The following is a 21718-nucleotide window of genomic DNA, read 5'->3' as shown; positions in this document are numbered from 1 at the left end:
CAGGCCGTTAACGGGCGAGACGTTACCCTCGGTCGATGTCTCACTCGCAGGCCGCCGACGAGCGCGTAGCGCACGACGAGACGTTCCCGGAGGCCGTCGACGCCGTCCGAACCCGGCGCTCGGGGCACAACTTCGATCCGGACGAGGACCTCGCGGACGAGACGCTCGAAGCGCTCGTCCGCGACGCCACGCTGGCCCCGTCCTCGTACAACCTCCAGCCCTGGGAGTTCGTGGCCGTACAGGACGAGGACCGACTCGAAAACGTGGTCGAACTGGCGTACGGCCAGGAACACGTCCGCGAGGCCGGAACCGCGATTCTGGTGGTCGGACACACCGAAGCCAAGACCGCGGACCGCGTGTTCGACGAGTGGGTCGAGGCGGGTCGAATGGACGAGGCGGCCGCCGAGCAGACGAAGGCCCAGTCGGTCGAGATGTACGAGGACGAGCGGTTCGGCCGGGACTACGCCGTTCGAAACGCCAGCCTCGCCGCGCAGAACCTCCTGCTGTCGGCGCACGCCCGCGGGCTGAAAGCGACGCCGATGATCGGTTTCGACGCGGAGGGGATGGCCGAGCTCCTCGACCTGCCCGACGACGAAATCCCGGTGATGCTGATCGCCGTCGGCCCGAGTGGCGGCCCGGAACCCGAGCGTCTTCCCCGTCGATCCGTCGACGAGGTCCTCCACCGCGAATCGTACTAGGGTGGCGGTCGGAGAGACCGCCCCTCGTTCGGAAGGACCGACCTCGCTTCGGCGCGCTCCCGATCGACTTCCGGCGTCGCGGATCGCCGACCGTCCGTGCGAGTATCAACGTCCGTTAGATTAATTATTATACTATTAGCACTGAATTTCTCCCGGAATGCTAGATAATAACGATCACAGTACACCGGACGGCGGAACCACCCGACGGCGGTTCATGGAAGCGACCGGGGGGATCGGGCTGTCGGCGGCTCTGGGTGGATACCTCGCGAGCGAGCCCGTGCGGGCGAAACGAACGAGCGAACGGGTGCGAACGCTCGTCTCGGAGATGAGCCTGCGGGAGAAGATCGGGCAGATGACGCAGGTCGCGGCCTACGAGGTGGGCGACGATCCGACGGCGTTCTTCGAGGAGTACCAGCCCGGATCGCTCATGTACGCGACGACCGACGATCCGGTCGGACTCGCGGAGGACGTCAACGAACTCCTCGACGCCTCGATCGAGGCGCAGCCGCACGACGTTCCGTTCGTGTTCGGCATCGACGCCGTCCACGGAAACAACAACCTCGACGGGGCCACGATCTTCCCCCACAACCACGGGGTCGGCGCGACGTGGAACGAGGAGTACGCCCGCCGGACGGCCGAACACACGTCGGAGACGCTCCGAGCCACCGGGACCCACTGGACGTTCTCCCCGGTGGCCGACCTCCAGCGCGATCCGCGGTGGGGGCGGTTCTACGAGGGCTTCAGCGAGGATCCGTACCTCAGTTCGCGGATGGTCGCAGAGAAGGTTCGGGGCTACGAGCGGAGGGAGAGCGGGTACAAGGCCGCCGGCGCGACGATCAAACACTTCGCGGGTTACTCCGAACCCCGTCACGGCGACGACCGCACGCCGGCGCTCATCCCCTACCGGACGTTCCGACACGCGCACCTACCGCCGTTTCACGCCGGTATCTGTGCCGGCGCCGAGACGGTAATGGTCAACAGCGGTTCGGTCAACGGCGTCCCCGCTCACGCCTCGAAGGAACTGCTGCAGGATATCCTCCGGGACGAGTTGGGATTCGAGGGGCTGGTCGTGAGCGACTGGCACGACTTCTATCGGATGGTCGCGGTCCACGGGTTCGCGGACGACGTGAAGGAAGCCGTCAGACTCGGGATCAACGCGGGTATCGACATGTACATGGTTCCCGCGGCGGACATCGAGTCCGACACCGTCGACACTTACCAGACGTACCTTCGGGAGCTGGTAGAGAGCGGCGAAATTCCGACCGACCGCGTCGACGACGCGGTCGCGAACGTGCTCGCGTTCAAGGAGGCGCTCGGGTTGTTCGAGGACCCGTACGCCGATCCCGGGCGGGCCTCCGAGGTCGGCGGCGGGGCCCGCGATCTGGCGTACGAAGTCGCCGCCGATTCGGTGACGCTCCTGCAGAACGACGGAACGCTTCCCTTCGACCCCGAGGTCGGGACGGTTCTCGTCACGGGACCGAGCGCGGACGACGTCGCCAACATGATGGGCGGGTGGACCCTCGGGTGGCAGAGGGTCGGCGAGACCCTGCCGCCCGCCGTCACGCCGCTCGACGGGATCGAAACCGCCGTCGGCGACGCGACGAACGTCGTCCACGAGCCCACCGGTCTCCACGAGTTCGATAACGAGTCCGCGGTCCGGGAGGCCGCCTCCGACGCGGACGCCGTCGTCGCCGTTCTCGGCGAGGGTCCTTACGCGGAGGAACACGGGGACACCGACACGCTCGAACTTCCCGCCGCTCAGCGGGAACTCGTGCGAACGCTCGATTCGGTCGGAACGCCGTTCGCGGGCGTGATCTTCGCCGGGCGGCCGCGGGGGACGGACGTGTTCGATCGTCTCCCTGCCGCGGTGATGGCGTACCTCCCGGGCACGATGGGAGGGACCGCCGTCGCCGACGCGGTGTTCGGGAACGTAAACCCCGCCGGACGGCTCCCGTTCACGTGGCCCGCCGGCACCGGCCAACTGCTTAACGTCCACAACGCGTACCCGCCCGAACTGTTCGGGACGGGCGAAACTCCGCCGACGTCCACGCAGGAGCCGCTCTTTCCGTTCGGACACGGGCTCTCGTACACCGAGTTCGAGTACGAGGACCTCCGCGTGGATCCCGCCACGATCCCGGCCGAGCGTGCGAATCGGCGGATCGTCACGTCGGTCCGGGTGACGAACGTCGGCTCCCGATCGGGCGACCACGTGGTACCGGTGTACGCCCACCGTCGCGGCGGAGCGATCCCCTCGCCGATGACCGAAGTGATCGGGTTCGACCGCGCGTCGCTCGATCCGGGCGAGTCGACCCGCGTGAACGTGCGGGCGTCGATCGCGCAGCTCGCGACAGTGCCGGGAGACGTGTTCTCGAAGGACGAGCTGCGGGTGCTCCCGGGGGAGTACGCGATAACCGCAGGAGACTGGGAGGAAGAACGGACGCTGACGGTGGTGTGACTGAACCCGACGTTCCCTCGAAGGGTGTCGACGGCGTCAGTTCCCCCGATCCGTCTGGAACTCGACGACGTCGAGCTGTTCGATCCCACCCCCTTCGGTGTAGGTGAAGATCTCGTACGCGGCCGTCGTCACGTCGCCGTTGTCGTCGAACGTGACGCTGCTAGACGCGCCCTGGTAGTTGATCTCGGTCCCGTTCGCGGCCAGCGCCAGCGCGTCGGGCAGGTTGTTCGGGCCGACGGCCCGCCCGGGCGGGTTCGCCACGGCCTGCATGTTGTCGCGGACGGGCGGCCCCCGATTCCGCGCCCCGCCGGCGACGTTGGCGAGGATCTGGATGGCGGTCGCGTCGTACGCCTGCGCGGTGAAGACGCCGGGGGCGCTGCCGTACTCTCGCTGGTACTGCTGCGTGAAGAACTGCTGGGCCGGGCCGGCGGCCGACGGCGCCGTTCCGATGACGTTCGTCAGCGGTTGGCCGACGTTTCCGGGCAGCTCCGGATCGCGGAGCCCGTCGGTCACGAGGATCTGGATGTCGCGGCTGTAACTGGAGTAGAAGTCGCGGAACAGCTGGTTGCCGCTCTCGGGGTAGGAGATGATCAACAGCGCGTCCGGTTGGCTCGCGAGCGCCTCCTGTAGCTGCGCCGCGTAGGACGACTGCACCTGCTCGAAGGCGACTCGCGCCGGAATCTCGCCGTCGAACGACTGCGCGAAGCTGTTCGCGAGCGCCTGCCCGTAGGAGTTGTTGACGAACATGATCGACACCGACGAGGCGTTCACCCGGTTGGCGGCGACCTGCGCGAGCACCTGCCCCTGGACGGCGTCACTCGGGCACGTGCGCCAGACGAACCCGTCGTCCTGCAGCCCGGTGATCTCCGGTGCCGTGCTCGACGGCGAGCAACCGACGACCTGATTCGGAATCAGGACGTTCTGCGCCACCTGGATCGTCACCTCCGAGGCCGCGGGACCGGTGATCGACGGGTAACCGGCGTCGACGAGCGCCTGCGCCGCGCTGATCCCGGCCTGCGGATCGGTCTGGGTGTCTTCGGCCTGCGTGACGATCCGGTAGTCGGTGCCCGCGTCGTTGAGTTGAATCGCCGGCAGCAGGGCGGCGTCCCGTATCGGGATGCCGACGGACGCCAGATCGCCCGTCACCGGCTGCAGGACGCCGACCCTGAGTTCTTGCCCCCCCTGCTGGCCGTGTACGCTCCCGACGGATCCGGCCAGTCCGATCCCCGCCGCGCCGACGCCGGCGAGGAATGTGCGCCTATTGATGACGTGTGTCATGGCAACGTGAGAGTATGGCCGCTCAGCCGCATAAATATATCTCAACTAAGAAACACGTAGTGTCCGAGCGTCGGGAATATCCGGTCTTCGCGGCGGTTCTCGCGGGATTTCGCGCCGACGGACGTGTGCTCTCCCCGTCCTTTCGGTCCCTCGGCTTCCTCGCGCTCACGTCCCTTCGTCGGAGTCCGGGGACTGCTCGCGTTGGACGGCGCGTCTCGTCTCGTCGTCCAGTTCGACGAGGTGGCAGAGCGGGTTGCCGGGGTAGACCACCGGGTTCTCAAGGATGCCCACGAGCAGCCCCGTGAAGGGCGCTTCGACGACGACGTTGTCGTCCTTGAACGGGTTGGTGATGGTGCAGATGCGGTCGCCCTCGTGGACGAGCGCCCCCCGCTCGAAGTGCATGTCGACGATGCCCCCCGCGTCCGCGCGGATCCAGGTCTTCTCCCTGTCCCCCGTGATCACGGTCCGCCAGCCCGGCCAGCGGACCGTTTTGGACGCCATCAGGCCGTACTCGGCGAACACGCTCTCGACGCCGGCGAGCGCCTCGTCGATGAGCCCGCGCTGGAACCTGTGCGCCTCGCCCATCTCGAGGGTGATCGTCGGCGTGCCGGCCATCGTCGCCTCCCCGCGGAGCGTCCCTTCGGGCCCCTCGCTGTCGATGATGACGTTCGTTCCGAACGCCTTCGCCAGACGGGCGACGCCCGGAGCCGACATGTCCGCGCGCACGTGCAGCATGTTGGTGCGACCGCGCGTCGAGGTGTGAAAGTCCAGCCCGAAGTCGCAGGGGTCGATGAAGTTCTCGAAGATGACGTGCGCCATCCGCTTCGCGCTCGTCGAGTCGGCTCGCCCCGGAAACGAGCGGTTGAGGTCGCGGTCGTAGATCGGAAGGTACCGTTGCTGGAACAGGAAGCCGGGGACGTTCATCACCGGGAGGCAGACGAGCGTGCCGGCGAGGTCGGCGAGGTTCCACTCGTGGGCCACCTCGCGGACGACCTCGATCCCGTTGAGCTCGTCGCCGTGCGCCGCCGCGGAGAGGTACACCGTCGGTCCCGGCAGTTCGCCGTTCACGATGGTGACCGGGATTCGAACCGGATCGCCGAGGTACGTCTCGCTGATCCCGTACCGGAGGTTCTGCGTCTCCCCCGGCTCGACCTTCCCCCCGTTGTAGGTGAAGGCCCCGTCGTCGCTCATACCCCTACTCGGCGACGGTCGCATATAAATCGTCCTTCACGATCCGCGGACGGTACGTTGTCGTTTCTCCCCGTTAATCATCAGTTACCGGACCTGTATCGTCGTTTAAGCGGCTGAGAGACCGGTATGTCTTTGAAACCGGCGGCGAGTATGTTCTTCCACATGGGAATCACAGACGGGGACGACGTTCGTGTCGGCGTATTGTCGCTACACAACAGCAAGGAGACGAAGGCCATCCTGAACGCCGTCGACGATCTGGGTCACGCGGGCGTGTGGTTGCGCCGGGAGAACACCGCCATCAACATCGAGGACAGCGAACTCACCGTCGAACCCGAGATCGACGTCGTCGCGAACCGGCTGCTCCTCTCGAACACCGAAGAACCCGCCGAGCTTCTGGGGCTGGCGACGACGTTCAACCGGATCCGTCCGATGTTGAACGAACCCGACGCGGTGCTCACGGCGATCCACAAGTTCGCGACGGCGGCGACGCTCGCGAACTGGAACATCCAGGTGCCGGACGCGCTGCTCGCGCTGTCGAACGACCGCCTCAACCAGGACCGGGGGCGCTTCGGCTCCGTCGGCGTCTACAAGACCGCCATCGGAACCCACGGCGGCGGGACGTGGAAGGTCGACCTGACCGACCCGGTCAACCCGAAGGTCGGCAACCGGCAGGCGTTCCTCCAGAAGCTCATAGAGCGCGACGAGACCCGCCACCGCGATCTCCGGGTGTACGTCGTCGGCGACGAGATCATCGGCGCGATGTACCGCTACGCCCCGGAGGGGGACTGGCGGACGAACGTCGCCCTCGGCGGCGACGTGCAGAACGCGACCGACGAACTGCCGGAAGCGGCGGCGGAAACCGCGCTCTACGCGACCGAGGTCATGGGTCTCGACTACGCCGGCGTCGACCTCGTGGAGGGCGACGCCGGCTGGTTCGTCCTCGAAGTCAACCCCACCGCCGGCTTCAAGGGCCTGTACAAGGCGACCGGCCGGAGTCCCGCGCCGTACATCGCGAAGATGGCCGTCGAGGCGGCCGGTGGGGAGGTCGACGACGAGCGCGTCGCGGAGCTCTCGGCGACGCTCGACGACTCCGCGCCCGCGAGCATGCCCCGGGTCGAGCCGCCGGAACAGGAGGAGGCCCCGATCATCGGCTACATCGAGGAAGTCGTCGTCAGCGGGACGAGCGGGTCGACGCAGGCGCTCGCGAAGTCCGACACGGGCGCGACGCGAACCAGCATCGACACCCGCCTCGCCGCCGAGATCGGCGCGGGCCCGATAAAGAGCATGACGCGCGTCAAGTCAGGGAGTATGAAGCGCGGCAAGGCCCGACCCGTCGTCGACCTCGTCATCGGGATCGGCGGCAAACAGCACACGGTGACGGCGAGCGTCGAGGACCGGAGCCACATGGACTACCCGCTGCTCCTCGGCCGGGACATCCTCGAACACTACCGCGTCGACGTCCGTCGTCGGGCCGACGCGGACGTCCCCGACGACGAGCGGGAAGAGGAGTACCTCGAATAGCGGAGATCGGTGTCGACGCGGGGGAGTCCGCGCGACACGAAATCGTGAACTATTCAACCCCGTTACCGTTACTCATCTAATGTCCTAAATCAGCTGGAGGTTTAAATAGAACGAACTATGGTTTCCGAGCAATCGAACGTCCTGCGGCGCCTCCGACGCGGCACCGGGAACTGTCTGCTCAGGTACGCGCTCGAGGAGGACGAAGAGCTGAGCACCGCCGTCGTCGACGCCGTCAACGCGGTCCGCCGGTCGCGGACGACGTCCGACGAGCCGCTGAACGACGCGATCGACCCCGACGCGCTCGACGGCCTGTTCCGAGCCCAGTACGACGGAACGCCGCGGACGGACGGGATCGTCATCTTCGAACACTGGGGCTTTCTCATCGTCGTCGAGACGGCGGGAGCGGTGTTCGTCTACGACCGTCCCGACGGTGGACGGGCGGCAGAATAAACGATCTTCGAGTTTTTCACCCGGACGAGGGAAACGTTGAAACCGCCGGCAGCCGAGCCATCGGCTATGGAGTTATCCGACGTCAACACCGTCGCGGTTCTCGGAGCGGGCAACATGGGTCACGGCATCGCCGAGGTCGCGGCCCTCGCCGGCTACGACGTCGCGCTGCGCGACATCAACGAGGAGTTCGTGCGGAACGGGTACGACCAGATCGAGTGGAGCCTCGGAAAACTGGCGGAGAACGAGCGAATCGGCGAGGACGAGGCGGACGCGGCGCTCGGCCGGATCGAGACGTTCGTCGACCTCGAACCGGCCGTCGCGGACGCCGACGTGGTGATCGAGGCGGTGCCGGAGAAGATGGAGATCAAAAAGGAGGTGTACGGCGAACTGGCGTCGCACGCCCCCGACCGCACGGTGTTCGCGACCAACACGTCGAGTCTCTCCGTCACGGAGCTGTCGGAGGTCACGGGGCGACCCGAGCGGTTCTGCGGGATGCACTTTTTCAACCCCCCGGTCCGGATGCCGCTCGTCGAGGTGATCTCCGGCGCGCACACGGCCGACGAGACGCTCGGCCTGATCGAGGGGTTGGCGGAGTCGATGGACAAGACGCCGGTGCGCGTCCGCAAGGACAGCCCCGGCTTCATCGTCAACCGGGTGCTCGTCCCGCTGATGAACGAGGCCGCGTGGATCGTCCGCGAGGGCGACGCCACCGTCGCGGAAGTCGACAGCACGACCAAGTTCGACATGGGCCTGCCGATGGGGAGCTTCGAACTCGCAGACCAGGTCGGCATCGACGTCGGCTACCACGTCCTCGAATACATGCACGAGGTGCTCGGCGACGCCTACCGGCCCTGCCCGCTGCTCGAAGAGAAGGTCGATGACGGCGATCTCGGCAAGAAGACCGGCGCGGGCTTCTACGACTACGAGGGGGGCGACGGGGCGGAGATCCCGAGCGACGAGGGCCGCGAGGACGTCCGCGAGCGACTGACCGCGCTCATGGCGAACGAGGTCGCGGGCCTCGTCGAGAACGAGGTCGCCGACGCCGCGGCGATCGACCGCGCGGTCCAGCTCGGCGCGGGCTTCCCGGACGGGCCGGCGAAGATGGCCGACGACGCCGGGATCGAGTCGCTCGTCGACCGCCTCGACGACTTACACGAGGAGACCGGCGAGGCGCGCTACGACGCCGTCTCCTACCTCCGCGAACTGGCCGAGTCCGGCTCGACGTTCCACGGCGGGAACGCGGAGAACGCCGCCGGAGCGAACGGAGCGGGCGGCGCGCTCGACTTCGAGACGATCCGGATCGAGCGCGAGGGGCGCGTGGGTCACGTCGTGCTCGATCGCCCGCACCGGATGAACACGATCAGCGCGGAACTGCTGGACGACCTCGACGCGGCGATCGACGCGCTCGAAGCCGACGAGGGGGTCCGCGCGATCCTCATCACGGGCGAGGGCGACCGCGCTTTCTCGGCCGGCGCGGACGTCCAGAGCATGGCCGCGGGCGGCGCGGACGCCCTCGCCGCCGTCGAGCTCTCGCGGAAGGGACAGGCGACGTTCGGCAAGCTCGAATCGTGCGACGTGCCCGTCGTCGCGGGCATCGACGGCTACTGCCTCGGCGGCGGGATGGAGCTCGCCACCTGCGCGGATCTGCGCGTCGCGAGCGAGCGCTCCGAGCTCGGCCAGCCGGAGCACAACCTCGGCCTCCTTCCCGGCTGGGGCGGCACCCAACGCCTGCGTCACGTCGTCGGCGAGGGCCGCGCGAAGGAGATCATCTTCACCGGCGAGCGGTTCGGCGCGGAGACGATGGAGCGGTACGGCTTCGTGAACGAGGTGGTCGGAAACGACGAGCTGCTCGACCGCGCGATGGAACTCGCGACGCGGCTCGCCGGCGGGCCGCCGATCGCGCAGGCGTTCACGAAGCGCGCGATGCTTCGGGGCCGCGAGGACATCGAGGCGGGGCTGGAGATCGAAGCGCAGGCGTTCGGCCACCTCATGAACACCGACGACCTGATGGAAGGGATCACCGCGTTCGTGGGCGACCGCGAGCCGGAGTTCGAAGGGAAGTAGCACTCCGACGCCGTAACGGAATCTTTAAACGATTTCCCGAGCCAATTTCAAACGCGCTCGGTTGGTGTAGTCCGGCCAATCATTTCGGCCTTTCGAGCCGATGACCGGGGTTCAAATCCCCGACCGAGCATTTTCACGAACGAAGCGAGCGTTTCTGAAGCGACCGCAGCGACCGAGACGATTCGCTCGACACCCGCGTCGACGGGGATTACCGACCTCGAAGACGGTGAAACAGCGAACACTGTTGGGTCGTGATGTGATACGCGGACGAGACGATGATGAGGGAGAAGAAGCCGCCGGAGAGGACGGTCGGATCGATCCCGCCGATCACCGGAACGCCGAACGACTCGGCCAGCAACACGAGCAGGCCGAGCAGCCCCAGACCGAGGTAGTACTCCCCCCAGGAGATCCCGTACTTCGGCACGACCTCGAGGTAGACGGTCACTTCGTCGGCGTGCTGTGCGAGCGCGACCTCCTTGGCGTCCGAATCGTACGAAACGATCCCGAGATCGTCGAGCTTCGGCAAGTGCGTCTGGTGCAGCGACACGTAGACGCTCTGGCGGACGTTCCGGGGCGGGGGCGTCTCCCCCGCCTCGATTCCCGCGACGTGCTCCGACAGCTCCCGGACGGTCTCCGAGCCGCCGGATTCGTTGAGCCGTTCGAGCACGCGACGCCGCCGGGCGTTTCTGAGGACGTCGTGTATCTCGGTCGATTCGAGCGCGCCGTCGTCCGTCATCTCCGCCGGTTCTTCGCTAGCCCCATCTGAACTCATCCCGACGGTGACTCTCTTCTGACAGTGCTTCAATCTATCCAATAATTTTTTATTTTCAAATATACATTAAATAGCACGCCGGGTCTACTTCGAACGATGAGGAAAATTGCCGGAATTGACTATTTATTCCGCGAAGACGGTCGGGTCGATCACGGACGATCGCGACCGCAGACCGCGGCCCGAACGACGGTGATCCGTCCGCTCACGCGAGCCAGTCGTCGGGTTTCGTGTCGTAGTCGACGTCGCTCGCGGCGATGCGGTCTTTCAGCTCCGTTTCGAGGTCGTGGGTCTCGAAGGAGTCGCCGTCGTAGCGGATCCGCCGTCCGACCTCGATCGGCTCGGGTTCGCGGTTGCGGCGGCGGGCGATCTCGAGATCGTGATCGTCGTACTCCTTCACGATCGTCATGAGGTTCACCGGGCGACCCCAGAGGCCGTAGAGGCGTTCGAGGACCCCCTTCGCCTGTTCGAGGTCGAGCATCACGCCGTTGTACTGGTGGCCGAGGAGCAACTCGCCGCGGTTGTCGTAGTTGCCGTCGTAGACGGAGATCGTCGGCTTCCCGAAGTTCGTAAAGCGCAAGAGCAGCTTCTTCTTCACGTCCTCGTAGGCGTCGCTGGTGACGCGGAAGTCGCCGCTCGCCCGCGTGTACTCGTAGGTGAAGTAGTGGTTCTCGGTGACGAACTCCTGGGTGAGGAAGGCGTCGAGGAACGTCACGTCGTTGTGGCTCTCGCGCACTTCGCGCATCCGATCCCACCCGACGGCGTAGTTCACGTCGGCGATCGCCTCTTCGACCGTTCCGTACCGTTCGTCGTCGAACATGTACCGCGAGAGCTGTTCGAGTTCCGAGCGGCGGATGCGCCGGAGGAACCCGCGATTCTGCGGCTTGACGAGCGAGAAGTGCCGCTCGGCGAGCCCGTCGTAGGTGAGCACCTTCCAGGGGTAGCGGTCGACGTCGACCGCCTCCGGATCGTCGCGCGCCCGATCGAGCGCCTCGCGGTCGACGCGCGGGTCGTCCTCGGCGAGCGCGGCCAGTTCGCCCAGCGCGTCGGACCCCACCGCGTCGATGGCCGGCTCGGGCTGGAGGAGTCGTTCCACCTCGTCGAAGTCGACGACGTCGTGGAAGTTCCGCCACGTGACGCCCGCCACCCGCAGGAGCTTATCGGCGACCTCGCGGCGATTGGTGGTGTTCTCGACGTACTCCCAGAGCTCCTTGCCGAGCTTGTAGGGGTTGAGCCCGGGCGACCCGAGCACGCGCGCCTGGTGGTCGGCGTAGGTGACGAACTCGTCGGTCCCCGCGAACCGCTCCTCGCTCATCATCATCGACTCCCAGTAGGCGGCCCACCCCTCGTTCATCACCTTCGTCATCTTCTGGGCGGCGAAGTAGTACGCCTCCTCGCGGAGCATGTCGAGGACGTCCTTCTGCCACGGCTCCATCTCGACCGCGCGCCCCTTCTCCTCGTCGTAGCGCCGGCCGTGCTCGCGGAGGAACGCCAGCACGTCCTTTCTCGGCTCTTCGAGCTCCGCCGCCTCCTTCTCCGCGGCCTCGCGCCGTTCGAGCCACTCCTCGTCGAACACCTGTCTGCGGACGTCCTCGGAGATCTGCAACTGTTCGAGGCGCTCGCGGAGGTCCTCGCGGACCTCGCGCTCGCGCGGGCTGCCCGCCTTCGCGTACGCGCGGTGCTGGTCGATCGTGTCCTCCAGACAGAGGACCGCGTCGATGAACGCCTCGACCTCGCCGCGGTCGATCTCCGGGTCGTCCATGTACCGGCCGATCGCCTCCGCGTGCTGTTCGAGCATCGCGGCCGCGGCCAACGAGTCGCCGCCCTCGGCGAAGAGGCCGAACCACTCGTTGTTCGCGAAGAAGTCGGCGTGCGCCTCGACGTGGGTGATCACGGCCTTCTGGTCCGAGAGCGAGTTCGACTCCTGCAGGAACGCGTGGCTGGGGTTGTCGTTGTTGACGATCTCGAACGCCTTCCCCATCCCGAACTGGTCCTGCTTTCGCTGGCGGTCGTACGTCATCCCCCAGCGCCAGTGTGGATATCGGGTCTGGAACCCGCCGTAGGCGATGAGCTGGTTCATCTCGTCGTGGTCGACGATCCAGTAGTTCACCGGGTACGGGTCCAGGCCGAGCTTCCGCGCCAGCGCGCCGGCTTCGCGGACGGGTTCCTCGAGCTTCGCGGCCTCCTTTCTCGCGTCGATCCGGTCGTCCCTCATGACGCGTCCTCCGTGCTCAGGATGCGGTAGATCGCGTCGACCACGTCCTCCGGGCGCTTGACGTAGGCGACGACGACGTTCCCCTGATCGCTCAGCGAGCTTTCGACCTCCTCCGCGTGCGTCGCGTTGATCGCGTTGCCGCCGGGCTGGGTCTCGACGTAGGCGTGGAGGTTCGCCGGGATCTCGCGCATGATCGGGACGACGTTCTCGCGCGTGTCGTTCGAGGAGTTCTCGCTGTCGCCCGCGGCGAAGACGTAGCGGTTCCACTCGTTCCAGGGGTACTCCTCCTCCAGGATCTCCTTCGCGAGCCGGTACGCCGAGGAGATCTTCGTCCCGCCGCCGGAGCGGATGCCGAAGAACTGCTCGCGCTCGACTCGCCACGCCTCCGCGTCGTGGGCGATGTAGACGAACTCCGCGTTGTCGTACTTCCCCGTGAGGTACCAATCGAGCGGGGTGAACGTCCGCTCGACGAGCTCGCGCTTCTTCTCGCGCATCGACCCGGAGACGTCGCGGATGTTGACGACGACGACGTTCTTTTGTTTTTCCTCTACGACCTCCGGGTGACGGTAGCGCTCGTCCTCTCGGCGGAAGGGGATGTCCTTCAGCCCGTCGCGGCGGATGCGCTGCATCGTCGAGGTCCGCTCGACGTTCTCCATCATCTCCTCGAAGCTCGCCCACGTGTCCTTCTCCGACTCCGGAATGTCAGTCGCGGCGTCTTCGACCCACGCGCGCGAGACGAGGATGTTCTCCTCGCGCGCCCACCGGAACACGTCGTCCGGCGTCGCGCCTTCGACCTTCAGCGCCTCGCGGACGTAGTCCTCGTCGAAGTCCATCGCGAGCTTGCGCTTCAGCCCCGACTTGAACAGCTTCTGGAAGTCGAGGGTGCTGTTCGGTCCCGTTCGGGTGACGTCCGTGAAGTCGCCCTCGATCTCCTCTATCACCTCCTTTCCCTTCGGTTCGAGGTCGAGCCCGAGTTCCTCGTCGAGCTCCTGGGCGAACTCCTCCGGGTCCATCTCGTAGTACTCGTGCTCCGCCCCCTCCTCGCCGGGATCGCCCTCCTCGCCGTCGCCGGGTTGCGGTTGCGGCTGGCCGACCGGCTGTCCCACGTCCGGCGTGCCGCCCTGCCCCTGCCCGACGCCGCCCATGTCGCGGCGGTCGTAGGCGAACTCCGGGAGGTCGACGATCTTGATGGGGATGTTGATGCTGTTCGGCCCGCTGCCGCCGAGGTCGCCGTAGCTGATGAACTCCTTTAAGTCCTCGCGGCGCTCCTCGCCGACCTCGCGGAACCGTTCGACGTCCTCTCTCAGTCCCATTTGTACCCCACCTCGCGCATCACTTTCCGGCTCGTCAGTTCGGCGGACGCCTCGCTGTAGCCGCGCGTCGTCATGTGCGCGATCGTCTTTTCCTTGACCGCCGCGGTCTCGGTGTTCGCCGGCGGATCGTTCCACTGTCTCGGGTCGAGGTCCTCGAAGAGTCGGCTGACGTCGTTCCAGTCGTAGGTTTCGAGCACTTCCTTTATCACCGGTATCTCCGAGAAGTCCACGTTCGACACCGAGAACTCCTCGTCGCGGCTCTCCCACGCGTAGCGGTTGAGCGCGGTGATGACCTTCTCGCGGCGGAACTCCTTGACGGGCTCCGTGGGCTCGTTGCCGACGTACGCGCCGGGGCCGAACCGACCGAGGTGTTCCGTCTCGAACAGTTTCATGAGGAGCGGGTCGGGGTCGACCGGCCCGTGCTCGCTTTCGAGCTGTTCGTCGCCGGCCCACGCGTAGACGTGCTCTACGTACTCGGCGACGGTCTCCTCTTCGACGCCTTTCTCCGCGAGCAACGCGTCGAGCACGTCCGTCTCCTGCTGTTCGAAGACGTAGCTCTTCACCGACGCCAGTCGTCCCTCGTACTCCGTCGCCTCCGCGCGCGAGAACACCGGCGCGTCCGCCAGTTCCTCGACCATCGCGTCGAGCACGTCGTCGGGCATGATCACGAGTTCGACCGGCAGTTCCGGGTGGTGGCGGTCGCGGTCGCCGTGGAGGAGGTCCGCGATGATGTCGCGGGTGTAGGTGACGGGGACGCCGTGGGTGCCGTCGCCGTCGTGGCTGAAGTCGAACTCGTCGACGTCGCGGCGCTCGTCTCCCTCCTGCAGGTAGCCGCGGTCGAAGAGGATCGCCTTGTCCACGAGGTTCAATCCCGGCGGCACGTCCTCGGCGTCGAGCCGGGTGACGACGCTGTACAGCGCGGCCGCCTCCAGCGCGTGCGGGGCGAGCTCGCGGTCGCGTACGGTGCCGTGACCGTCCCGCACGTCGAGCCTGAGCGGCGCGCGGATGCGCTCTCTCAGTTCCTCGTACGCCTCCGCCTCCCAGACCGGCGTCTCGTTCGTGAGCTCCCGGCGGATCAGCTCGGTTTCGAGGCTCAGGTTCGTGAGGTACCGGAACTCGTGGCGATCGAGCCGACGCTTCAGCGCCTTCAGCGGGTCCCGTCCGTTGCGATCCGCGAACTTGTCCAGTTCCACGTCGAGGTCCGGGTTCGAGATGATGACGAGCTGCGTGTCGATGTCCATCCCGATCCCCTTGTCGAGCTTGACGTGGTGCTCGTCTGGCACGTTGAGGAGCTTCTGAAGGAGATCGGAGTGCTGGGTCGCGTCCTCGACGATGGTGAGGAGGCAGTTGCCCTGCGAGAGCACGCCGTCGTAGGAGAACGCCTGCGGGTTCTTCCGCCCCCGCGAGTCGAGTTCGCGGAGCATGCCCGGCATCCAGCTGCCGACCAGCCGCTCCTTCGGGGTACCGTCGTCCTCCGAGTGGAGGACGCCGATTCCCCGCCCGACGTCGACGACGTAGTTTTTCACCCGGAGGTGCTTCGGATCGGTGATCGCCGAGAAGAGGTCGCTCTTCCCGTCGCGCCGGTACTGCTCCTCCAGGTAGGAGTACGCCTCCCGGCAGAAGGGGTCGAGACCGACGTTCGTGGCGACGGGGATGTGTCCGTCGAGCGTGTCGTTCAGATCCGCGAGGAGGCGGCGACGAACCGCCGGGGGGAACACGGCGAAGGGGTGGACCTGCACGGGGCTTTCGTACCAGTCGTCCTCGTCGTCGATCCCCTCGTCGCCGTAGCTCAGCCCGCGCGTGTCGGAGGCGTTCGCGACGTTCCACTCGACGGTGTACCGCCGACCGGCCGGCGTCTTCGAGTACTCGCGCAGTCCGTTGATGAGACAGCGCTTCAGCTCCGATTTCCCCGTCGCCGTCGGTCCGTCGAACCAGATGATCTTCTCGCCCTTGCCGCGTTCTGCGGCGATGGTCCGGAGGTCGTCGACGAACCCGTTCAACACCGCCGTGTTGCCGAGGATGGCGTGCTCGCCGTCGTTGTGCGGATCGTCGAAGAAGCGGTAGCGCTCGCGCTCTTCGCCCTCCTCTATGACCGTCCGGGTCCCCATCGACTCGATGGCGTCGAGGAGGTACTTGCTCGCGTGCGAGGCGATCGAGGGCGACTCGAACGCGGCGTCGACGTACTCCGCGAGGCTCATCGGCTCCTCGTACGCGCCGTCGAGCGCCCGGTCGGCCTCCCGGATGTAGTTCCGTCGCATCGTGTTAGGCTTCCAGTTCCGCCTTGGCCACCTCCGCGCCGGCGAACTCGAGGACCTCGCGCGCGCCCTCGCGGGAGTAGCCCCGCTCTTCGAGCGCGTCGATCCACGCGTTGCGCTCGTCGTCGTCGAGCTCGTTCGCGGACACCAGCGCCGAGAAGTTGATGTTGTGCTTTTTGTCCTCCCAGAGTTTCCGCTCCAGCGCGCGGCGCAGGCGGTCGTTGTCCTGCGGGTTGAAACTCGTCCCCTCGCGGGCGCGCCGCGACACCCAGTTGGACACCTCCTGTCGGAAGTCGTCCTTGCGGTCCGACGGGATCTCGAGCTTCTCCTCGACGGAGCGGAGGAACTTCTCGTCCGGCTCCTGCTCGCGGCCGGTGAGGTCGTCCTTGACGGTCGCGTCGTCGATGTAGGCCATCACGTGGTCCATGTACTTTTCGCCCTGTCGGCGGATCTCGTCGAGGTCGTACGCCAGCGCGTGGCGGACGTCCTCGATGGCGCGCGCTTTGTACTCCTCGCGCACCATCTCGAGGTAGCGGTGGTACCGTTCGATGTTCTCCTCGGGGATGGAGCCGTGGTTTTCGAGGTTCTCCTCGAAGTGGTTGAACACCGTGAGCGGGCTGAGGTAATCGCGGCCGCGGTGGGTCGAGTCCATGATCGCCTCTGCGATCTCGTCGCCGATGAACCGCGCCGAGACGCCGGCCATCCCCTCCGAGATGTCGGCTTTCCCCTCGCCCTCCTCGCGGAGCTTCTTCACGTCGACGTCGTCGCTGTCGTCGATCTCGCCGTTGTACGCCTTCGCCTTCTGCGTCAGCGAGATGCGCTCGCCGTCCGGCTCCTCGATGCGCGTCAGGACGCCGAACAGCCCCGCCATCTCGAGCGTGTGCGGCTCGATGTGCATGTACGGGACGTCCGCGTTGCGGAGCATCTTCTGGTAGATCTCGGCCTCCTGTTCGTACTCGAGGACGTACGGGAAGTCGATCCGCTTCGTGCGGTCGTTGAACGCCTCCATCTTCTCGTCGCCCTTCTTGTCCCGGTACTCGGGCATGTTCGTCCGACCGACGATCACCTGGTCGATGTCGATCCGAGGGTTGTTCTTCGGCTTTATCGTCTGCTCCTGGCTCGCGTGCAGGAAGTCGTAGAGGAACTCGCGCTGGAGCTTGAGCAACTCCTCGCCGGAGAAGATGCCGCGATTGGCGTTGCAGAACGCCCCCGAGTAGTCGAACGCCCGCGGATCGGACTCGCCGTACACCGCGAGCTTCGAGTAGTTGACGTCGCCCGTGAGCTCCGTCTCGTCCTGATTCTTCTTGTCCTTCGGCTCGAACGTCTCGATGCACTGACGCTTGTTCTCGCTGGCGACGAGACGGATGATCTCGACGTGATTTTCGAGGACCGCCTGGAGGTCGTCGTCGTAGTACGCCAAGAGTCGGTCCATGTAGAACTCCGACGCGGGGTCGAGCGACTGTTCGTTTCGGATCGTGTAGGGGGCGTCGAAGTCCTCGTTGAGCCGCTCTATCACCCTGTCGCGCTGTTCCTGCGGGAGCAACACGATCGGATCCTGGTTCATCGGCGACTGGACGGTGTCGTCCGCCGGGTCCTGATCCCTGATGACGTCGCAGAGGTTGACCCAGCGGAACGTGTACATCCGCCCCTCGTCGCGCATGGTGTAGTCCTCGAAGTACCGTCGTACCATCGAGTCGAAGTGGGACTTTCCGGATCCGACGGGACCGAGCAGTAGCTTGATCCGCTTTTCGGGCCCGAGGCCGCGAGCGCCGCTTTTCACCTTGTTCACGAACTCGTGGATGGATTCGTGCACCTCGCGGCCGTAGAAGGTGTTGTCCCCGTCGTGGAGGGGGTCCTCCGAGGCCATGAGGTATTCGACCACGCCGGCGTCCTCGTCGTACCGGGTGCCGTAGTGGTCGAACATGTCGGCAACGCGCTGGTGCGCGTTGCGGGCGATCCGCGGGTCTTCGTACACCTCTTTCAGGTACCAGTCGAACGATTTCGCTTCCCGCAGGTCCGCGGGCACCGATTCCTGGTAGTGCTGACTGAGGTCTTCGAGGGTTTCGATCTCGCCGTTCATTGTATCACTGACGGAGTCTCGTCTTGTGGCGGGCCGGACGCGTCGAAGGCGACCCGGCACGAGGGGAGAAGGCAGGAGAGAGACCGCGTCGAGAGCCATCGGAGCGTCCGGACGCGCCGCTCTTGCCGCGGTCGACCGTCGCTGCGGAGTGGGTGTCCGGTCCGTGGCATGTTCAATCATACCACTCATTCCGCGCGGCGTGAATTTTCGGCGGCGTGAACCTACAGAACGTCGGGACCGATGGGCGGCGCGGGGAGTGGTCGTCCGGTCGGCGCTGACCGAGACTATTTAGACTGTGAGATACGCTCCCATATAACCGTTTCGTCGAATTCGGCGGCACCCCCCCGAGTCCGACGCGTGAAACACGGTGACGGGGACCACTCGATAACCGACGACGGTTACCCGAGATACCCCCGCTTATATATCTTCGGCGTCACCGTCATCGGTCTCCCGTGACGAGAAACGACGGCGACCACCGAAAGGGTTGCGGGCGACGCGCTCTCGCGGCGGGAACGTGACGCATTAGCGTCCGCGGAACGAACGGTTCGTATGGGCTTCGACGGACTTCCCGACGGGTGGACGGTGTGGAACGACGAACCGGAGGGGCGCGGCATCCTCGCGTACCGGCCGGACGTGTTCGACACGAACCGGTTCCCCGCCCCGTGTCTCCCGACCATCTTCGTGACGAACGGCTCGCGGCGGCGGCGTCCGGGGGCGTCGCAGGTGCCGACCGACGAGTGGCACGTGACGCTGTTTCTCGAACCGGAGGTGGAGGCGGGAACGGAGACGTACGACACCCGCGACGCGGCCGTCGCGGGTGCGATTTCGTACGCCCGCCGGTTCGCGTCGGGGGAGATCGACTACCGGGGGCTGTATCAGGTGCCGCGGGAGGAATACTTCGAGCGCCTCGACGAACTCACCGGACGGCCGCGAGACGAGTGAACTACCCCGCCCCACTCGAACCGGCCGCTCGCCGGAGACGAGCGCGAGAAAACGGGAACGCGAACGCCGAAGCGTCGATTCAGATGCCCTCTTCGAAGTCTTCGAGGGCGTAGACGGTGTCGGCACCGCGGCGGTCGAGCGTCTCGTTGGCGAGCAGCCAGTAGACGACCGAAAGCGCGCGGCGACCCTTGTTGTTCGTCGGGATGACGAGGTCGACGTTGCTCGTCTGGTTGTTCGAGTCGCACATGGCGATGACCGGGATGCCCACCGTGATGGCCTCCTTTACCGCCTGCGAGTCCCCGATCGGGTCGGTGACGACCACCGCGTCGGGCTCTATGTACCCGCGGTACTGCGGGTTGGTGAGCGTCCCCGGGATGAACCGCCCGGTGCGCGCCCGCGCGCCGATCGCGTCGGCGAACTTCTTCGCCGGGAAGCGACCGTACTGCCGCGAGGAGGTGACGAGCACCTGCTCCGGGTCGTAGTTGGCGAGGAAGTCCGCGGCCGTGCGGATCCGACCGTCCGTCCGGCTCACGTCGAGGACGTACAGCCCGTCGTCGCGGACGCGGTGGATGAACCGCTCCATGTCTTTCGTCTTCTGCTGGGTCCCGATGTGGACCCCGGCACCGAGGTAGTCCTCGACGGGAATGAGGAGGTCGGCCTCCTCGTCGGGCATGACGTCCTCGTCGAACATCGACCCCTCGTCGGGGTCGTCGTCGGCCTCGGGTGCGTTCTCTGTCTCTGCCGACTCCCCGCCGTCGGCCTCCTCGGCCGGGTCGGTGGGGAGGTCTTCTTCCGCGTCCACGTCGGGGTCGACCTCCGGCTCCGCACCGGCCTCGCCGGTGGGCTCCGTGTCGAGCTCCTCCTCCGCGGTTTCGAGTGCTTCGTTGTCGTTTTCGCTCATACAGCGTCCTCCGCGATGCGGATGAGTTCGTTGAGTTTGGCGGTTCGCTCGCCGCCGACCGTGCCCGTCTTGATGAACGGCGCGTCGGTCGCCACGGCGAGGTGTGCGATCGTCGCGTCCTCGGTTTCGCCCGACCGGTGGGAGATCACGGCGTCGTAGCCGTGCTCCGTCGCCAGCTCGACCGCGTCGAAGGCGTCCGAGAGGGTCCCGATCTGGTTCGGTTTGATCAGGATGCTGTTGGCCGCACCCGTCTCGATGCCCTCCCGCAGCCGTTCGACGTTCGTCACGAACAGGTCGTCGCCGCAGACGAGCGTCCGATCGCCGACGCGGTCGGTCAGCTCCGCGAAACCCTCGTAGTCGTTCTCGTCGAGGGGGTCCTCGACGTACGCGAGGTCGTAGTCGTCGACGAGGCCCGCGACGTAGTCGATCTGTTCGTCGGTCGACTTCGTCTCGTCGCCGTAGCGGTAGACGCCCTCGTCGGCGTCGTACAGCTCCGCGCCGGCCATGTCGAGGCCGAACCGAATCTCGAATCCGCGGTCGTCGCTCACGGCGTCGACCGCCTCCGCCATGATCTCGAACGCGTCCGCGTCGTCGACGGCGGGAGCCCACGCGCCCTCGTCGCCCTTCGCCGCGGGAACGCCTCGGTCGTCGAGGATCTCGGCCGCTTTCGCGTGCACGTCGGCGTTCGCGAACACGGCCTCGGCGACGCTCGGTGCGCCGACGGGCGCGGCGAGGAACTCCTGGATGTGGGTCGCGTCCTTCGCGTGTTCGCCGCCGCCGATGACGTTCCCGAGGGGAATCGGGAAGTTACCGCCGCGGAACGCGCCGCCGAGGTGCTGGTACAGCGGCGCGCCGAGCACGTCCGCGCCGGCCTTCGCGGCGGCCATCGAGATGGCGACCGCGCTGTTCGCGCCGATCTCCGAGAAGTTGTCCGTCCCGTCGGCCGCGCGGAGCGCGCCGTCGACCGACCGCTGGTCGCCCGCGTACACCTCGCCGACGAGGCGCGGGATGGCGTGCTTTCGCGCCGACGCGATGGCCTCGCTCGGCGGGAGCTCGATCGCCTCGTACTCGCCGGTGCTGGCCCCGCTCGGGGCCGCCGCGCGGCCGAAGCCGGCCGACTCCGTGAGCACGTCCGCTTCGACCGTGGGATTCCCGCGCGAGTCGAGGATTCGTCTGAGTGAAATCGAAGTGATGAGCGTCATCTTACTTGCCCTCCCGCCTGACGGTGAAGGGCAGGACGCCGGCGTCGTACTCCTCCGCCGCGATGAGAATCGGTTCGGTCTGTTCGGTCTCGACGAGCACCGGCGCGCCGTAGGACACCTGCAGGGCTCGCGCCCCGAGGATCCGCGCCTTCTCGTAGCGGTTGTAGCGTTGCCCGATCATGGTCACTGGTAGGGGGAGACGACGTCCACGAGGTCCTTGTGCGACACCATCATCCGCCGACAGCAGTAGCGCTCCACGCCGAGTTCGTCGAGGACGGCTTCGGGGTCCTCGTCTCCCTCGCGGGCGCGCGCCTTGTACTCCTCCCAGTGCTCCGCGACCACGTTGCCGCAGGTGAAACACCGGACGGGAATCATCATGATTGG

General features: G+C 66.6%; 17 protein-coding genes and 1 tRNA gene. 7 read left to right on the top strand and 11 right to left on the bottom strand.

Annotated elements, in window-relative coordinates; all coding sequences use genetic code 11:
* Positions 1-35: 35 nt before the first annotated feature.
* Together C3L37_RS04210 and C3L37_RS04205 are read left to right on the top strand one after the other, a co-directional pair.
* Entirely contained in the window at positions 36-698 is a 663-nt protein-coding gene (locus tag C3L37_RS04210; RefSeq protein WP_129113352.1) for a nitroreductase family protein, read from the top strand.
* A gap of 157 nt (positions 699-855) precedes the next feature.
* Positions 856-3153, top strand: coding sequence for a glycoside hydrolase family 3 protein (locus tag C3L37_RS04205; RefSeq protein ID WP_228546100.1), 2298 nt, complete (start codon positions 856-858; stop codon positions 3151-3153).
* Between the two features lie 36 nt (positions 3154-3189).
* Here C3L37_RS04205 and C3L37_RS04200 read toward each other — a convergent pair whose 3' ends face one another.
* On the bottom strand, positions 3190-4431 hold the full coding sequence (locus C3L37_RS04200) for an ABC transporter substrate-binding protein (protein WP_129113351.1): 1242 nt from the start codon (positions 4429-4431) through the stop codon (positions 3190-3192).
* A gap of 165 nt (positions 4432-4596) precedes the next feature.
* A complete protein-coding gene (locus C3L37_RS04195; RefSeq protein ID WP_129113350.1) occupies positions 4597-5622 on the bottom strand; it encodes a succinylglutamate desuccinylase/aspartoacylase family protein in 1026 nt (341 codons plus the stop codon).
* A gap of 162 nt (positions 5623-5784) precedes the next feature.
* Between C3L37_RS04195 and C3L37_RS04190 the strand changes: the two genes are divergently transcribed.
* The 4 genes from C3L37_RS04190 to C3L37_RS04175 all read left to right on the top strand — a co-directional run bounded on the left by C3L37_RS04190 (position 5785) and on the right by C3L37_RS04175 (position 9787).
* On the top strand, positions 5785-7143 hold the full coding sequence (locus tag C3L37_RS04190) for a putative ATP-dependent zinc protease (RefSeq protein WP_129113349.1): 1359 nt from the start codon (positions 5785-5787) through the stop codon (positions 7141-7143).
* Between the two features lie 117 nt (positions 7144-7260).
* Complete coding sequence (locus C3L37_RS04185) at positions 7261-7593, top strand: HalOD1 output domain-containing protein (RefSeq protein WP_129113348.1); 333 nt, start codon at positions 7261-7263, stop codon at positions 7591-7593.
* Between the two features lie 66 nt (positions 7594-7659).
* Positions 7660-9657 (top strand): 3-hydroxyacyl-CoA dehydrogenase/enoyl-CoA hydratase family protein, encoded by a 1998-nt coding sequence (locus C3L37_RS04180; RefSeq protein WP_129113347.1) that lies wholly within the window; start codon positions 7660-7662, stop codon positions 9655-9657.
* 55 nt (positions 9658-9712) lie between these two features.
* Positions 9713-9787: transfer RNA gene (locus C3L37_RS04175), tRNA-Glu, on the top strand.
* Positions 9788-9865: 78 nt separating this feature from the next.
* Here the strand turns inward: C3L37_RS04175 and C3L37_RS04170 are convergent.
* From C3L37_RS04170 to C3L37_RS04150, 5 genes are all read right to left on the bottom strand, one after another.
* Positions 9866-10429 (bottom strand): DUF7344 domain-containing protein, encoded by a 564-nt coding sequence (locus C3L37_RS04170; RefSeq protein ID WP_228546099.1) that lies wholly within the window; start codon positions 10427-10429, stop codon positions 9866-9868.
* 202 nt (positions 10430-10631) lie between these two features.
* A complete protein-coding gene (locus C3L37_RS04165; protein ID WP_129113346.1) occupies positions 10632-12641 on the bottom strand; it encodes a SpoVR family protein in 2010 nt (669 codons plus the stop codon).
* Positions 12638-13954 carry a YeaH/YhbH family protein gene (locus C3L37_RS04160; RefSeq protein WP_129113345.1) on the bottom strand — a complete coding sequence of 439 codons (1317 nt, stop codon included), beginning with the start codon at positions 13952-13954 and terminating at the stop codon, positions 12638-12640. Before C3L37_RS04160 ends, C3L37_RS04165 begins: the two co-directional genes overlap by 4 nt.
* Positions 13945-16212, bottom strand: a complete 2268-nt coding sequence (locus tag C3L37_RS04155) for a PrkA family serine protein kinase (protein ID WP_129113344.1) — start codon at positions 16210-16212, stop codon at positions 13945-13947. Before C3L37_RS04155 ends, C3L37_RS04160 begins: the two co-directional genes overlap by 10 nt.
* Before the next feature lie 4 nt (positions 16213-16216).
* Positions 16217-18289 carry a PrkA family serine protein kinase gene (locus C3L37_RS04150; protein ID WP_129113343.1) on the bottom strand — a complete coding sequence of 691 codons (2073 nt, stop codon included), beginning with the start codon at positions 18287-18289 and terminating at the stop codon, positions 16217-16219.
* 549 nt (positions 18290-18838) lie between these two features.
* Here C3L37_RS04150 and C3L37_RS04145 point away from each other — a divergent pair.
* On the top strand, positions 18839-19231 hold the full coding sequence (locus tag C3L37_RS04145; protein WP_129113342.1) for a DUF5820 family protein: 393 nt from the start codon (positions 18839-18841) through the stop codon (positions 19229-19231).
* Positions 19232-19310: 79 nt separating this feature from the next.
* On the opposite strand, the gene rpsB is transcribed toward C3L37_RS04145, so the two are convergent.
* The 4 genes from rpsB to C3L37_RS04125 are packed head-to-tail and all read right to left on the bottom strand — an operon-like array spanning position 19311 to position 21712.
* Positions 19311-20132 carry a 30S ribosomal protein S2 gene (gene rpsB / locus C3L37_RS04140; protein ID WP_129113341.1) on the bottom strand — a complete coding sequence of 274 codons (822 nt, stop codon included), beginning with the start codon at positions 20130-20132 and terminating at the stop codon, positions 19311-19313.
* Positions 20129-21334: a phosphopyruvate hydratase gene (eno, locus tag C3L37_RS04135; protein ID WP_129113340.1), complete on the bottom strand. Its 1206-nt coding sequence runs from the start codon at positions 21332-21334 to the stop codon at positions 20129-20131. Before eno ends, rpsB begins: the two co-directional genes overlap by 4 nt.
* A gap of 1 nt (position 21335) precedes the next feature.
* On the bottom strand, positions 21336-21512 hold the full coding sequence (locus tag C3L37_RS04130) for a DNA-directed RNA polymerase subunit K (RefSeq protein WP_394345775.1): 177 nt from the start codon (positions 21510-21512) through the stop codon (positions 21336-21338).
* A 5-nt stretch (positions 21513-21517) separates the two neighbouring features.
* Entirely contained in the window at positions 21518-21712 is a 195-nt protein-coding gene (locus C3L37_RS04125; RefSeq protein WP_129113338.1) for a DNA-directed RNA polymerase subunit N, read from the bottom strand.
* Positions 21713-21718 lie beyond the last annotated feature (6 nt).

This window comes from Halegenticoccus tardaugens, from assembly GCF_004116405.1.
In the GTDB taxonomy this organism is placed as follows: domain Archaea; phylum Halobacteriota; class Halobacteria; order Halobacteriales; family Haloferacaceae; genus Halegenticoccus; species Halegenticoccus tardaugens.
This window is presented reverse-complemented; position numbering and strand designations above follow the sequence as displayed.

What these genes read in the sequence shown, in the direction of transcription:
- C3L37_RS04210 (WP_129113352.1), top strand. Translation starts at nt 36, where the DNA reads ATGTCTCACTCGCAGGCCGCCGACGAGCGCGTAGCGCACGACGAGACG.
- C3L37_RS04205 (WP_228546100.1), top strand. Translation starts at nt 856, where the DNA reads ATGCTAGATAATAACGATCACAGTACACCGGACGGCGGAACCACCCGA.
- C3L37_RS04200 (WP_129113351.1), bottom strand. Translation starts at nt 4,431, where the DNA reads ATGACACACGTCATCAATAGGCGCACATTCCTCGCCGGCGTCGGCGCG.
- C3L37_RS04195 (WP_129113350.1), bottom strand. Translation starts at nt 5,622, where the DNA reads ATGAGCGACGACGGGGCCTTCACCTACAACGGGGGGAAGGTCGAGCCG.
- C3L37_RS04190 (WP_129113349.1), top strand. Translation starts at nt 5,785, where the DNA reads ATGGGAATCACAGACGGGGACGACGTTCGTGTCGGCGTATTGTCGCTA.
- C3L37_RS04185 (WP_129113348.1), top strand. Translation starts at nt 7,261, where the DNA reads ATGGTTTCCGAGCAATCGAACGTCCTGCGGCGCCTCCGACGCGGCACC.
- C3L37_RS04180 (WP_129113347.1), top strand. Translation starts at nt 7,660, where the DNA reads ATGGAGTTATCCGACGTCAACACCGTCGCGGTTCTCGGAGCGGGCAAC.
- C3L37_RS04170 (WP_228546099.1), bottom strand. Translation starts at nt 10,429, where the DNA reads ATGAGTTCAGATGGGGCTAGCGAAGAACCGGCGGAGATGACGGACGAC.
- C3L37_RS04165 (WP_129113346.1), bottom strand. Translation starts at nt 12,641, where the DNA reads ATGAGGGACGACCGGATCGACGCGAGAAAGGAGGCCGCGAAGCTCGAG.
- C3L37_RS04160 (WP_129113345.1), bottom strand. Translation starts at nt 13,954, where the DNA reads ATGGGACTGAGAGAGGACGTCGAACGGTTCCGCGAGGTCGGCGAGGAG.
- C3L37_RS04155 (WP_129113344.1), bottom strand. Translation starts at nt 16,212, where the DNA reads ATGCGACGGAACTACATCCGGGAGGCCGACCGGGCGCTCGACGGCGCG.
- C3L37_RS04150 (WP_129113343.1), bottom strand. Translation starts at nt 18,289, where the DNA reads ATGAACGGCGAGATCGAAACCCTCGAAGACCTCAGTCAGCACTACCAG.
- C3L37_RS04145 (WP_129113342.1), top strand. Translation starts at nt 18,839, where the DNA reads ATGGGCTTCGACGGACTTCCCGACGGGTGGACGGTGTGGAACGACGAA.
- rpsB (WP_129113341.1), bottom strand. Translation starts at nt 20,132, where the DNA reads ATGAGCGAAAACGACAACGAAGCACTCGAAACCGCGGAGGAGGAGCTC.
- eno (WP_129113340.1), bottom strand. Translation starts at nt 21,334, where the DNA reads ATGACGCTCATCACTTCGATTTCACTCAGACGAATCCTCGACTCGCGC.
- C3L37_RS04125 (WP_129113338.1), bottom strand. Translation starts at nt 21,712, where the DNA reads ATGATGATTCCCGTCCGGTGTTTCACCTGCGGCAACGTGGTCGCGGAG.